Genomic DNA, 13,547 nt, shown 5'->3' on the forward strand with positions numbered 1-13,547 from the left:
CCGGTGATCCTGCCACCCACCACTGACAGCCCCCGCCCCTTCGCGTCTCCCGCCTCCACCGGCTCCACATCGAGGGCAGCGACGCCCTCCGCCTCCCTGCCGGGCGGAGCCCGACCCGCTCCCCACCGGCGGACGCAGCCTGCCCCTCGTCACCGCCCTCACCGGCGGCAAGACCGTCCGGGCGGCGCTGTTCGACATCACGGGTCTACAGCTGGACGGGCAGCGCCGGGAACACCACCACCGAGCCGTCCCGCTCGCGGGCGATCTCGATCGCCAGGTCTGTCGGGCGGCCGTCGAGTGCGACGCCGTCGCCCAGGCTGCGGATCTGGTACGCCGCGCGCAGGAGCCGGTCGACCTCACCGGTCGTGAAAACAGGGCGCTTGCCGCTCGGGCGTGCCAGTTCCAGGGACGACAGGCGCAACAGGACGCCGGCGATGCCGGTTTCCAGCTCGTTGAGACGCTGCTCGTCGTCCTTGAGGGCGCGAGTGAAGTTCTCGAACAGATTGTCGGGCTCGCTCTGGGCTCGTTCGACCGCCTGGAGAACGTTGACGCGTCGCTTCAACGCAACGGCAAGTGAGGCGAGTTGCAGGTGCGAGCGGAAGATGCCGCCGGGCTCGTCCACGCCGGGGAACGACTCGCTCAGGGTGCCGATCTCGACGGACTCGCCGTCGGGCAGTTTGCCGAGCGCGGCGCGCCAACGGGTCAGACGGATGTCGGCCTTGCTGAGCGCCGTGTCGATGGTGTGCACCGCTGAGTCGAGTCCCAGTGAGACGCCGAGCCTGCCCTGGTCGAGCAGGATGGCCGTGGCCTTGTCGATGGCGGCACGGCAGCCGTTCAGCGCACTGTGCTCGTCGTCGAGCCTATCGGCCTGGATCTGCTCCAGCAGGTCGGTGATACGTTCGATGGCCTGCTGCCGTTTGCGGTCGGCGTGCGCGCTCACCCCGACGGCCACCGCCATCAGCACGAGCGGCGCGGCTACGGTGAGCAGCGTTCCACCGGCCGCCGCGGCACCGGCGGTCGCACCCGCACCGCCGACCGTGCCCGCCGCTGCCGCTCCGCTGACCGGCACGAGGATCGGTTTGGCGGCGATCTGGCCCGTCGTCGAGTGCACGAGAGCGCCGTAGAACCCGCTCCCCGTCGACGCCTTGGGCACCATCCAGCGAACCAGCCCCTGCCCGAACTCCTCGGCGACCTTGGCCGGGACCACCACGCGGCACAGGAACTCGCCGGAAGCCGTCGCCTTGGAGGCCACGGCGGAGGCCTTCGCCGACTCGGTGATGAGCTGCGACAGGTGCTGCGCCAACGGGCTGGCGGCGTCGAGCGGGATGCCCTGGCTGCGGTCGAGCTTGTCCGGAAGCGGGTGCGCCTCGAGCGTCGCGATTGGTTGCTCGGCCAACGCGGCCAGCACGCCCCGGAGTTCGGCCAGCCGCTCGGCTGTCATCGGCCCGCGTCCGATCACCGCGGGCACCTGGACATCACGTGTCGCCAGCGTCCAGACCGGAATGTTTGTTTCCTTGCGATAGTCGATCATCGTCCCCCCTCAATCAATCCACGCCAGCCCACGGCTGACGTCCAACAGAACGGTAGATCCTCGCGCTCTCACACCGCAGCGTGTGCAGGCCACTCACGACACATCGGGCCGTGAGGGATTCGGGTACTCACTCCGCTCACCGGCGATGGCGCCGGCTGTCGCGTCACCCTCTGTGCGTCCACGCGTCCAGCCTCTCCAGGTGCCGCGGCATCCGGCTCCACTGCCGGCCCACGACCAGCCGCTCCCGCGCGCGGGTGATCATCACGTAGCAGGCCGTGCGCAGGGTCCCCGCCGTGAGGTCGGTGGCCGGGTCGGACGCCTCTGCGTGGCGCCTGATCTGACTACAGGATCGGCAGCGGCAGTTCCGCCGACTCGCTCAGCTGGGCCCAGACCGTCTTGCCGCGGCGGGCGTGGCGGGTGCCCCACTGTTCGGCGAGCTGGGCGACCAGGAGGAGGCCGCGGCCGCCCTCGTCGAAGACGCGGGCCCGGCGCAGGTGCGGGGTGGTGCTGCTGGCGTCGGAGACCTCCAGCAGGAGGGCGCGGTCGTGGATGAGGCGCAGGCTGATCGGGGGGCGGCCGTAGCGGATGGCGTTGGTGACCAGCTCGCTGACGACCAGTTCGGCGATGAAGTCGATGTCGCCGAGTCCCCAGGCGGCGAGTTGGCTGGAGACGGCACCGCGCACCCGGGCGACCTCCTCGGGGTCGGGCTCGAGGTCCCAGGTGGCGACGCGGTCGGCGCCCAGGGCGCGGGTGCGGGCGAGGAGCAGGGCGATGTCGTCGTCCGGCTTGGTGGAGGGCAGCAGGGCCTCCAGGACGGCGTCGCAGGCCGCGTCCAGGCTGGGCGCGGGCCGTGCGAGGACCTCCCGCAGGGCGGCGAGACCGCCCTCGACGTCGTGGGCGCGGGCCTCGATCAGGCCGTCGGTGTAAAGGGCGATGAGGCTGCCCTCCGGCAGGTCCACCTCGACCGTCTCGAAGGGCAGGCCGCCTAGGCCCAGCGGCGGGCCCGGCGGCAGGTCGAGGAGTTCCGCCCGGCCCTCGCGGACCACCACGGCCGGGGGCACATGGCCGGCCCGGGCCAGGGTGCAGCGGCGCGAGATCGGGTCGTAGACGGCGTACAGGCAGGTGGCGCCGATGTCGCCGTCGTTGGGGCCGTCCTGGTCCCCGCCCTCCTCGGCGGATAGGCGCAGCACGACGTCGTCCAGATGGGTCAGGAGTTCGTCGGGCGGCAGGTCGATGTCGGCCAGGGTGCGTACGGCGGTTCGCAGCCGGCCCATGGTGGCGGCGGCCCGGATGCCGTGGCCGACGACGTCCCCGACGACGAGGGCCACCCGCGCGCCGGACAGCGGGATGACGTCGTACCAGTCGCCGCCGACCCCGGCGTCCGAGCCGGCCGGCAGATAGCGGTAGGCGACGTCCACGGCCGACTGCAGGGGCGCGTTGCGCGGGAGGAGGCTGCGCTGGAGCGTGAGGGCGGTGGCGCGGGCGTGGGTGTAGCGGCGGGCGTTGTCGACGGCGACGGCGGCGCGGGCGGCGATCTCCTCGGCGAGGAGGAGGTCCTCGTCGTCGTAGCGGGTGGGGGTGCCGCAGCGGTGGAACTCGGCGAGACCCAGCGTGGTGCCCCGGGCGCGCAGCGGTACCACCATCGTGGAGTGGACGCTCCGTGGGTCCTCGGACCGGTCGTGCTGGTGCCGGGAGGGCCGCCCGGTGGCCAGGGCGCGCTCGGTGGCGGAGCCGTTGTGGCAGCGGTGGATCTCCTGCGGGCGGACGACCGGTTCCGGGCCCTCGGCGTCCGCGGGGCCCTGGGCCATCCGGCGGAGCACGAAGGGGGTCTCGACGGCGGCGTCCTCGCCGCGCAGCAGGGGGTCGAGGAGGTCCACGGTGACGAAGTCGGCGAAGCGTTCGGCGGCGAGGTCGGCCAGTTCCTGCGCGGTGCGGTCGATGTCGAGGGTGGTGCCGATGCGCATGCTCGCCTCGTTCACCATCCTCGACCGCCAGCGCAGCCGGCGGTCCCGCTCCTCCTGGAACGCCTCCACGCCCTGTTCGGAGACGCGGTCCACATAGGTGGTCGACATGGCGGTCAGGGCCCGGGCCGCCTCGCTGACCTGCTGGGCATCACCGCTGAGCCGGGGCAGCTCCTCCAGGAGCCGGTCGTTGACGATGCCCTGGGCCAGGCGGAACGCGCGCAGGACGGTGCTCAGCGGGGTGCCGTGGCGGGCCAGCCCCAGGGAGCGGGCGGTGTCGGCGGCCGGCAGCTCGATCCGGCTCGCTTCGATCTCGTGTTCGAGGCCGGAGAGGGCGGCGGAGATGTGGTCGATGACGTTCTGGGAGACGACGCGGGCCACGTCGGGCGCGTCGTAGAGGGCCGGGAGTTCGCGCCGCAGGCACTGTTCCACCTCGGCGGAGAGCTCACCGGCGCGCCGCCTGAGCTCCTGTGCCGCTCGCGCGAGAAGTTGGCCGGCCGAGGAATCCACAAAGACGACGGTACGCCGCCCGGGCCGCCGTCTCAGACCGGGGGTGGCACGTGGACGGCCCGGGTCGCCGGACCGGGCGCGTCCGATCGGCCCTGCGGGGTGTTCAGGGGGGTGGAGCGGGCGTGGGCCAGGCTCTGCCGCGTTCCTGCGCCGCCGCGTTCCTGCTCCGCCGCCTTCCTGCTTCCCCGCAGCCCGCACCCTCGCTCCCCCGCTCCGGGGGTGTCTCCCGGCCCGGGGTGTCTCCCGGCCCGGGGTGTCTCCCGGCCCGCGCCGCGCCCCCGGGTTCGGCAGGCGCGGCGCGGTGAGCCGTGTGGAGGGGGCGCGGGGGCGGCGCGGGGGGCGACGCGTGGGGCGGCGGCCCTCAGGCCTTCACGAGGGTCGCGTTCTTCTTCAGTTTCGCGTGGAAGTACGGCAGCGGCAGCCCGCCCAGCAGGCCCACGGGGCGCAGCTCGACGAGGGTGGCCTCGACGTCCGCCTTGCCGGTCTTGAGCGTGGACGGGGTGGGGGTGCCCTCGTTCACCCAGCGGTGCTTCTTGCCGTCGCACTCGGCGAGGGTGCCGCCGATGGCGTGGCGGGTGTTGGGCTTCCTGCGGGCCACGGAGGCGCTGACGAAGACGGGGCCCTCGGCGTCGGCGCAGCGGTAGGTGCCGGACACCGTGACCGTGCCGTCGGAGGCCAGACGGATCTTCTTGTCGACGGTCACGGACTCCTTCACATCGGCGGTGGAGTCGGTGTCGGCGGCCGGGGCCGAGGGCGCGGCGGCCAGCAGGAGCAGGACGGCGCCGGCGGTGGCGGCGAGCGCGGGGCGCAGGGGCATGGGATGACCTCCCGGTGGGCGGAGTGGGGCGTTCCACTCGTACCCGGCGCGTGGGTCGGAGGACGTGATCGTCACCCCTTCGGTGGCGAGTCCGCCCCGACCGTCGCGGGGCGGTCAGGGAGTTGTCCGCGCGGTGTCACGGTTCGCGCCGGACGGTTCCGGCGCGGGCGCGGTGGGCGCATGGTCGAACCACACGGACAGCCCCCACGGCTCGTCCGGTCCATGTGGAGGTGCGCCATGTGCTCTCACCGATCCTCGTGCCCGTCCGCCCAGTCCGGCACCGCACATATGGTCACGGCACACGTGCCGGCCACACATGTGGTCGCGGAACACCCCGAGCAGGGCTGGAGCCTGCTGTGCGACGGCTCGATCGTGTTCGACGACAGCGGTGCCCTGCTGCCCGACGGCAGTGTGGTGGCGCCGCTCCGGGTTCCGGCCGCCCGCCTGGCGCAGGCCGCGTGAGCCGACGCTCCGGTGTGGTGCGGGGCCACACCAGCTACGGCGGCTACGGCGGCTACGGCGGCTACAACGACAACAGCTACGGCAGGACCGCGAACCCGTCCAGCTCCACCAGCGCCTGCTCGTCCCAGAGCCGGACGACCTGGACGACCGCCATCGCCGGGTAGTCGCGCCCGGCCAGGCGCCGCCACACGCGGCCCAGTTCGGCGGCCCGGTCGCGGTAGTCCGCGACGTCGGTGGCGTACACGGTGACGCGGGCGAGGTCGGCCGGGGTCCCGCCGGCCGCCGCGAGCGCCGTCAGCAGATTGCCGAGCGCCCGCTCGAACTGCTCCGGCAGCGTCCGTCCGGTCACCTTCCCGTCGCCGTCGAGCGCGGTCTGGCCGGCCAGGAACACCACGCGCGAGCCGGTGGCGACCACCGCGTGCGAGAAACCCGTGGGCGGGGACAGGTCGGGCGGATTCACGCGCTCAGCGGTCACTGGGCGGCCTCCCTGCCGGCGTAGAGCTCCTTGGCGATGATGCCGCGCTGCACCTCGCTGGCGCCCTCGTAGACGCGCGGGGCGCGCACCTCGCGGTAGAGGTGTTCGAGCAGGTGGCCGCGGCGCAGGGCGCGGGCGCCGTGCAGCTGGACGGCCTGGTCGACGACGTACTGCGCGGTCTCGGTGGCGAGGAGTTTCGCCATCGCCGCCCGCTTCGGGACGTCCTCGGCGCCCTCGTCGTACGCCGTGGCCGCCGCGTACACCATGAGGCGGGCCGCCTCGGTGCGCAGGGCCATCTCGGCGACCTGATGGGCGACGGTCTGCAGGTCTTTCAACTTGCCGCCGAAGGCGTCCCGTTCGGCGGTGTGGGCGAGCGTCGCGTCGAGGGCGGCGCGGGCCATCCCGACGGCGAAGGCGCCGACGCTGGGCCGGAACAGGTTGAGGGTGCCCATGGCGACCCGGAAGCCGCGGTCGATCTCGCCGAGCACGTCGTCGGCGGTGACGGGCACGGCGTCGAAGGTGAGGGCGCCGATGGGGTGCGGGGACAGCATGTCGAGGCTCGTCCCGCCGAGGCCGGGGCGGTCGGCGGGGACCAGGAAGGCGGTGACGCCGCGGGCGCCGGCGCCGGGCGTGGTGCGGGCGAAGACGGTGTAGAAGTCGGCCTCGGGGGCGTTGGAGATCCAGCATTTCTCGCCGGTGAGCCGCCAGCGCGCGGTGCCGTCGGGTTCGGCGGCCGGTGCGGACTCGGCCGGGAGCGGGTCCGTCACCAGCCCTTCCGCCAGCCCCTCCTCCAGCCCTGCCTCCGCACGTAGTTCCAGGGCCGCCGCGTCCGAGCCGGCCGCCGGCTCGCTCAGGGCGAAGGCGGCGATCGCGGTGCCCTCGGCCACCCGGGGCAGCCAGCGGTCCCGTTGGGCCGGGGTGCCGTGGGCGTGCACCGGGTGGGCGCCCAGGCCCTGGAGGGCGAGCGCGGTCTCGGCCTCGGTGCAGGCGTAGGCGAGGGACTCGCGCATCAGGCACAGGTCGACGGCGCCGGAGGTGAACAGCCGCTCCAGCAGCCCGAGCTGCCCGAGTTCGGCGACGAGCGCGCGGTTGACGTGCCCGGGTTCGCCCTTCTCCGCGAGCGGGCGCAGCCGTTCGGCGGCCAGGGTGCGCAGTTCGGCGCACCAGGTGGTCTGTGGTGGATCGAGCGAGAATGCGGGCATTGCCGACCTCCTGCGGGCCGCCCCCGGCGGACCCTTCTCGACGGACCCGACGAACCCTCGCGACGGGTCTCTCGACGATATCGCGCCCCATTGACTGCCGTCACCAACACGATACGCTCCTGGTGCGAGCCCACACGAAGCCCACGAGGCAAGGGGGCGAAACCGCCATGGCCGGTCTGCACCGCTCCGCGCACGTCGACACCTTCGCCAGGGACCATCTGCCCCCGCCCGACCAGTGGCCGGAGCTCGTCTTCGACCTGCCGGAGCTGCACTACCCGGATCGGCTCAACGCCGCCGCGGAGCTGCTGACGGGGCCGGACGGCGACCGGCCCGTGTTCCACACCCCGGCCGGCGACACATGGACGTACGCCACACTGCGCGCCCATGTCGACCGGCTCGCGCATGTGCTCACCGGTGAGCTCGGGGTCGTCCCGGGCAACCGGGTCCTGTTGCGCGGCCCCACCACGCCCTGGCTCGCGGCATGCTGGCTGGCGGTGCTCAAGGCGGGCGCCGTGGCCGTCACGGTGCTGGCCCAGCAGCGGCCGCACGAGTTGCGGACCATGTGCGAGATCGCCGAGGTCCGGCACGCGCTGTGCGACGTCCGGGCCGTCGACGACCTCGCCAAGGCCGAGGTGCCGGGGCTGCGCATCACGACGTACGGCGGTGACGGCCCCGACGACCTGCTGCGCCGGCCCGCGCCCGGCACGCCGTACCCGGCCGCCGACACCGCCGCCGACGACGTCGCGCTCATCGCCTTCACCTCCGGGACCACCGGGCGGCCCAAGGGCTGTCTGCACTTCCACCGGGATGTGCTCGCGATCGCCGACACCTTCTCCGCACATGTGCTCCGGCCCCATGAGGACGACGTCTTCGCGGGCAGTCCGCCGCTGGGGTTCACGTTCGGGCTGGGCGGGCTCGTGGTCTTCCCGATGCGGGCGGGCGCCAGTGCCCTGCTGCTGGAACAGGCGGGGCCCAAGCAGTTGCTGCCGGCGATCGCCAAGCACCGGGTGTCCGTGCTGTTCACCGCGCCGACGGCGTACCGGGCGATGCTCGACGCGCTCGACGGGCACGACGTCTCCTCGCTGCGGCGCTGTGTCTCCGCCGGTGAGAACCTGCCCGCCGCCACCTGGCGGGCCTGGCACGAGCGGACCGGGCTGCGCGTCATCAACGGCATCGGTGCCACCGAGCTGCTGCACATCTTCATCTCGGCGGCCGACGAGCGGATCAGGCCCGGGACGACCGGGGTCGCCGTCCCCGGCTGGCAGGCGCGGGTCGTCGACGCCGAGGGCCGGGAGGTGCCGGACGGGGAGCCGGGGCTGCTGGCCGTGCGCGGCCCGGTGGGCTGCCGTTATCTCGGCGACCCCCGTCAGCGCGACTATGTGCGTCACGGCTGGAACGTCACGGGCGACACGTATGTCCGCGACGCCGAGGGCTACTTCCGGTACGTCGCCCGCGCCGACGACATGATCATCTCGGCCGGGTACAACATCGCGGGACCGGAGGTCGAGGAGGCCCTGCTGCGGCACCCGGACGTACTGGAGACGGCCGTGGTGGGGCGCGCCGACGAGGCACGCGGCCAGGTCGTCGTGGCGTACGCCGTGCTCAGGGAGGGGGCGCGCCCGGACGCGGAGGCGCTGCGCGCGTTCGTCAAGGCGGAGCTGGCGCCGTACAAGTGCCCGCGGGAGATCGTCTTCCTGGACGCGCTGCCGCGCACCGCGACGGGCAAGCTCCAGAGGTTCCGGCTGCGCGGTGCCGGTGACCTGCCCGGCGACCGGCAGTGATCCGTACGACCTAAGATGATCAACGTGTCCGACCAGCATGCACCACGGTCTCTCATCGTCACGCTCTACGGCGCCTACGGCCGCCATGTGTCCGGCCCGCTGCCGGTGGCCGAGCTGATCAGACTGCTGGCGGCGGTGGGCGTCGACGCGCCCTCCGTCCGCTCCTCGGTGTCCCGGCTGAAGCGGCGCGGCCTGCTGCTGCCGGCCCGGACGGAGCGGGGCGCGGCGGGGTACGAACTGTCGTCCGAGGCGCGGCAGTTGCTCGACGACGGCGACCGCCGTATCTACGCCACCGCGCCGCCCGAGGACGAGGGCTGGGTGCTCGCGGTGTTCTCGGTGCCGGAGTCGGAGCGGCAGAAACGGCATGTGCTGCGCTCCCGGCTGGCGGGGCTCGGCTTCGGCACGGCGGCGCCGGGTGTGTGGATCGCGCCCGCCCGGCTGCACGAGGAGGCCCGGCACAGCCTGGAGCGGCTGCGGCTCGACGCGTACGTGGACTTCTTCCGGGGGGAGCATCTCGGTTTCACGCCGACGGCCGAGGCCGTCGCCCGCTGGTGGGACCTGGCCGCGATCGCCAAGGAGCACGAGGCGTTCCTCGACCGGCACGCGCGCGTGCTGCGCGCCTGGGAGCGGCGGGCGGACACCGATCCGGAGGAGGCGTACCGCGACTATCTGCTCGCCCTGGACTCCTGGCGGCACCTGCCGTACACCGATCCGGGGCTGCCCGCGCGGCTGCTGCCGCCGGACTGGCCGGGCGCGCGGTCGGCCGCCGTCTTCCGCGGGCTGCACGAGCGGCTGCGGGACGCGGGGGCCGTGTACGCCGGTCTGTGAGGCCCCGTTCCTCAGCCGTCCAGGGTGAGCCGGGGTTTCGGGGCGTCGGTGCGGCCGGTCTGCGGGCGGCGGCTGCCCGCCCGGTAGGGGGCCGGCCAGACGGCTCCCGGACCGTCGTAGCCCTGCTCGGCGGCGGCGTGCAGCGTCCAGTGCGGGTCGTACAGGTGGGGACGGGCGAGGGCGCACAGGTCGGTGCGGCCGGCGAGGATCAGGGAGTTGACGTCGTCCCAGGAGGAGATGGCGCCGACGGCGATCACCGGGCGGCCGGTGGCGTTCCGGATCCGGTCCGCGTACGGCGTCTGGTAGGACCGTCCGAACTCGGGGCGCTCGTCGGCGACGACCTGCCCGGTGGAGACGTCGATGGCGTCGGCGCCGTGCTGGGCGAAGGCGCGGGCGATGTCCACGGCGTCCTCGGCGCCGGTGCCGCCCTCGGCCCAGTCGGTGGCGGAGATCCGGACGGTCATGGGCCGTTCCTCGGGCCAGACGGCTCGTACGGCGTCGAAGACCTCCAGCGGGAAGCGGAGCCGGCGGTCGAGGGAGCCGCCGTAGGCGTCGGTGCGCCGGTTGGTGAGCGGGGAGAGGAAGCCGGAGAGCAGATAGCCGTGCGCGCAGTGCAGTTCGAGGAGGTCGAAGCCGGCGCGGGCGGCCCGCCAGGCGGCGGCCGTGAACTGCTCGCGGATGTCGGTGAGCTGGGAGCGGGTGAGTTCGCGCGGGGTCTGGGAGTCCGGCCGGTACGGGATCGGGGAGGCGGCGGCCAGGGGCCAGTTGCCCTCGTCCAGCGGCTCGTCCATGCCCTCCCACATCAGCTTGGTCGAGCCCTTGCGGCCGCTGTGGCCGAGCTGGACGCCGATGGCGGTGCCGGGTGCCTGGGTGTGCACGAACCGTACGACGCGCTTCCACGCCTCGGCCTGCCAGCCGGTGTAGAGGCCCGCGCAGCCGGGGGTGATGCGGCCCTCGGGGCTGACGCACACCATCTCGGTCATCACCAGGCCGGCGCCGCCGAGGGCGCGGGCGCCGAGGTGGACGAGGTGGAAGTCGCCGGGAACGCCGTCGGTGGCGGAGTACATGTCCATCGGGGACACCACGACGCGGTTGCGCAGGGTCAGTCCGCGCAGCCGGAACGGGGTGAACATGGGGGGTGTGCCCGGTGGGCAGCCGAAGTCGCGTTCCACGGCCTCGGTGAAGGAGGCGTCGCGCAGCCGCAGGTTGCCGTGGGTGACGCGGCGGCTGCGGGTGAGCAGGTTGAACGCGAACTGGCGGGGCGGCTGGTCGAGGTAGAGGCCGATGTTCTCGAACCATTCGAGGCTGGCGCGGGCGGCCCGCTGTGTGGAGGCGACGACGGGCTTGCGTTCGGCCTCGTAGGCGGCGAGCGCGGCGGGGACGTCGGGCTGTTCGGTCAGGCAGGCGGCGAGCGCGAGGGCGTCCTCGACGGCGAGTTTGGTGCCGGAGCCGATGGAGAAGTGGGCGGTGTGGGCGGCGTCCCCGAGGAGGACGACGTTGCCGTGCGACCAGTGCTCGTTGACGACGGTGCGGAAGCTGGTCCAGGCGGACTTGTTGGACTTCAGGGTGCGTCCGCCGAGGGCGTCGGCGAAGATCTTGGCGCAGCGTGCGACGGACTCCTGCTCGTCGAGTTCGTCGAACCCGGCGGCCCGCCAGACCTCTTCGCGCATCTCGACGATGACGGTCGAGGCGCCGGATTGATCCTGTGGCCCGGAGGGCCTCGTCGAGGGGTGGCGGTCGGGTGACGGGCGGGAATAGGGGTAGCCGTGCAGCTGCATCACGCCGTGCTCGGTCTCGGCGATCTCGAAGCGGAAGGCGTCGAAGGCGAAGTCGGCGGCGAGCCAGATGTAGCGGCAGCGGTGGGTGGCCACATGGGGGCGGAACACATGGCTGTAGGTGTCGCGGATGGTGCTGTGCACACCGTCGGCGGCGACGACGAGGTCATGGGTGGCGGCCAGCCGGTCCACGTCCGGGGCCTCGGAGCGGAACCGGAGCTCGACGCCGAGGTCGCGGCACCGGTCGTGCAGGATCTGCAGGAGGCGTTTCCTGCCGAGGGCGGCGAAGCCGTGTCCGCCGGAGGTGTGGCGGGTGCCGGCGTGCACGATGTCGATGTCGTCCCAGCGGACGAAGTGTTCCTGGAGGGCGGTGTGCACCACGGGGTCGGCGTGCTCGATGCCGCCGAGGGTCTCGTCGGAGAGGACCACGCCGAAGCCGAAGGTGTCGTCGGGGGCGTTGCGCTCCCAGACGGTGACCTGGCGGGCGGGGTCGAGGCGCTTGAGGAGCGCCGCCGCGTAGAGGCCGCCGGGGCCGCCGCCGACGACGGCGACCCGCAGGGGGCTGTTCTGGACGGCCACGGTCACCGCCCCCGCCACTTGGGAGGCCGCTTCTCGGTGAAGGCGGCGTGGAACTCGGCGTAGTCCTCGCCGTTCATGAGGAGGGCCTGGGTGGAGGCGTCCATCTCGACGGCCGCCGCGAGCGGCATGTCCAGTTCGGCGGTGAGGAGCGCCTTGGTCTGGGCGTACGCGAGGGCGGGGCCGTCGGCCAGGCGGCGGGCCAGGGCCTGGGCGGCCTCGTCGGCCCGCCCTTCCTCGGTCAGCTCGCTGATCAGGCCGATCCGCTCGGCCTCGGGGGCGCGGACCGTGTCGCCGAGCATCAGCAGCCGGGTGGCGTGTCCGAGGCCGACGACGCGGGGCAGCAGGTAGGCGGCGCCCATGTCGCCGCCGGAGAGGCCGACGCGGGTGAAGAGGAAGGCGAACCGGGCGCTGGGGTCGGCGACCCGGAAGTCGGCGGCCAGCGCGAGGACGGCGCCGGCGCCGGCGGCCACGCCGTGCAGGGCCGCGATCACCGGGAACGGGCACTCGCGTACGGCGCGGACGACCTGTCCGGTCATGCGGTTGAAGTCGAGGAGCTGGGCGGTGTCCATGGAGAGGGTGGCGCCGATGATGTCGTCGACGTCGCCGCCGGAGCAGAAGCCGCGGCCCTCGCCGGCCAGGACGAGGGCGCGCACGGCCCGCTCCCGGGACAGTTCGGCGAGCAGGTCGCGCAGGTCGGCGTAGGCGCCGAAGGTGAGCGCGTTGAGCTTGTCGGGGCGGGCCAGGGTGACGGTGGCGACTCCGTCGGTGTGTTCGACCCGCAGATGCTCCCAGTCGGAGGTGCGGGCGGCGGAGCCGGTGAAGGGACTCATGACGTGCGGCCTCCCCAGGGCGGACGGCGGGCACTGCCTCGGTGAGCTCACCCCTTCGAGCTCACTCCCGAAGTTATCACCTGTCTTTGACCGTCGTCACGACCGCGCGATAAGGCGTTCCGGCGCACTCCGCGGCGACGGGCCGTGACCTGCGGCTGTCACATCCGTCACGACTCGTCGACGCGCGTGTAACGGCGGGGCTCCCCCGGCGAGGGCGGGCGCCGGCCTGGGTATGCCGCCCAGCAGCCGGGGCGATGGCCCCGGGCGGTGCCCGCCGGACGCTCGGACGGACGGCGCCGTACCATTCATAAGGTTGAAAGCAGGACAGCCTGCTCATGAACGGACCCGCCTTGCACGATCGCCCCTTGCCCTCCGCCTCCTGGCGTGTCGCACTGCCGCACACCGCCGCGGCCGTGCCGGTCGCGCGCGCCCTGGTCCGTACGGCGCTGGCGGATCTGGAGCATGCGGCGGACAGCGACACCGCGGAGCTGCTGACGGCGGAGCTGGTCGCGAACGCCGTGGAGCACACACCCGGGGACGGCCCGATAGAGCTGGTGGTGGACCTGCACCCGTCGGGCTGCCAGGTCGAGGTCCACGACCCGGACCCGGCGCCGCCGGGCCATCTGACGCGGCCCCTGGTGGAGGAACCCGACCCGTGGCAGGAGCACGGCCGGGGCCTGCTGCTGATCCGGGCGCTCAGCTCGTCGTGCGGCCACCGCCCGACGGCGTCCGGCAAGGCGGTCTGGTTCCGGCTGCCGGTCGTGCCGGCCCAGCGCCGGCCGCACTGACCAGGGGC

At 73.5% G+C, this 13,547-nt stretch carries 11 protein-coding genes; 4 read left to right on the forward strand and 7 right to left on the reverse strand.

The features are described from left to right. Positions 1 to 205 precede the first annotated feature (205 nt). The 3 genes from ADL34_RS20450 to ADL34_RS20460 form a co-directional block, all read right to left on the reverse strand. Positions 206 to 1,531, reverse strand: a complete 1,326-nt coding sequence (locus tag ADL34_RS20450; RefSeq protein ID WP_062670333.1) for a hypothetical protein — start codon at positions 1,529 to 1,531, stop codon at positions 206 to 208. A 341-nt stretch (positions 1,532 to 1,872) separates the two neighbouring features. Beyond that, positions 1,873 to 4,002, reverse strand: coding sequence for an ATP-binding SpoIIE family protein phosphatase (locus ADL34_RS20455; protein WP_062670335.1), 2,130 nt, complete (start codon positions 4,000 to 4,002; stop codon positions 1,873 to 1,875). A 361-nt stretch (positions 4,003 to 4,363) separates the two neighbouring features. Next, positions 4,364 to 4,819, reverse strand: a complete 456-nt coding sequence (locus ADL34_RS20460; protein WP_062739804.1) for a DUF6299 family protein — start codon at positions 4,817 to 4,819, stop codon at positions 4,364 to 4,366. A gap of 237 nt (positions 4,820 to 5,056) precedes the next feature. On the opposite strand from ADL34_RS20460, the gene ADL34_RS20465 reads away from it, so the two are divergent. Next, positions 5,057 to 5,281, forward strand: coding sequence for a DUF5999 family protein (locus tag ADL34_RS20465; RefSeq protein ID WP_062670339.1), 225 nt, complete (start codon positions 5,057 to 5,059; stop codon positions 5,279 to 5,281). Between the two features lie 76 nt (positions 5,282 to 5,357). Here ADL34_RS20465 and ADL34_RS20470 read toward each other — a convergent pair whose 3' ends face one another. Together ADL34_RS20470 and ADL34_RS20475 are read right to left on the reverse strand one after the other, a co-directional pair. After that, positions 5,358 to 5,756, reverse strand: coding sequence for a RidA family protein (locus ADL34_RS20470; protein ID WP_062670341.1), 399 nt, complete (start codon positions 5,754 to 5,756; stop codon positions 5,358 to 5,360). Then, positions 5,753 to 6,958 (reverse strand): acyl-CoA dehydrogenase family protein, encoded by a 1,206-nt coding sequence (locus ADL34_RS20475; protein ID WP_062670343.1) that lies wholly within the window; start codon positions 6,956 to 6,958, stop codon positions 5,753 to 5,755. The genes ADL34_RS20470 and ADL34_RS20475 overlap by 4 nt, the downstream gene beginning before the upstream one ends. 167 nt (positions 6,959 to 7,125) lie before the next feature. Here ADL34_RS20475 and ADL34_RS20480 point away from each other — a divergent pair, with 167 nt between their 5' ends. Together ADL34_RS20480 and ADL34_RS20485 are read left to right on the forward strand one after the other, a co-directional pair. Next, positions 7,126 to 8,739: an AMP-binding protein gene (locus tag ADL34_RS20480; protein WP_199835604.1), complete on the forward strand. Its 1,614-nt coding sequence runs from the start codon at positions 7,126 to 7,128 to the stop codon at positions 8,737 to 8,739. Positions 8,740 to 8,754: 15 nt separating this feature from the next. Beyond that, positions 8,755 to 9,567 carry a PaaX family transcriptional regulator C-terminal domain-containing protein gene (locus ADL34_RS20485; RefSeq protein WP_062670345.1) on the forward strand — a complete coding sequence of 271 codons (813 nt, stop codon included), beginning with the start codon at positions 8,755 to 8,757 and terminating at the stop codon, positions 9,565 to 9,567. 11 nt (positions 9,568 to 9,578) lie between these two features. Here the strand turns inward: ADL34_RS20485 and ADL34_RS20490 are convergent, their stop codons facing one another. Then, positions 9,579 to 11,939, reverse strand: coding sequence for a bifunctional salicylyl-CoA 5-hydroxylase/oxidoreductase (locus ADL34_RS20490; RefSeq protein ID WP_420714270.1), 2,361 nt, complete (start codon positions 11,937 to 11,939; stop codon positions 9,579 to 9,581). After that, complete coding sequence (locus tag ADL34_RS20495) at positions 11,924 to 12,751, reverse strand: enoyl-CoA hydratase family protein (RefSeq protein WP_062670347.1); 828 nt, start codon at positions 12,749 to 12,751, stop codon at positions 11,924 to 11,926. Before ADL34_RS20495 ends, ADL34_RS20490 begins: the two co-directional genes overlap by 16 nt. Before the next feature lie 335 nt (positions 12,752 to 13,086). Here ADL34_RS20495 and ADL34_RS20500 point away from each other — a divergent pair, with 335 nt between their 5' ends. Next, positions 13,087 to 13,539, forward strand: coding sequence for an ATP-binding protein (locus tag ADL34_RS20500; protein ID WP_062670349.1), 453 nt, complete (start codon positions 13,087 to 13,089; stop codon positions 13,537 to 13,539). Positions 13,540 to 13,547: the final 8 nt, after the last annotated feature.

The sequence above is a fragment of the Streptomyces sp. NRRL WC-3605 genome, assembly GCF_001509795.1.
GTDB lineage: Bacteria > Actinomycetota > Actinomycetes > Streptomycetales > Streptomycetaceae > Streptomyces > Streptomyces viridochromogenes.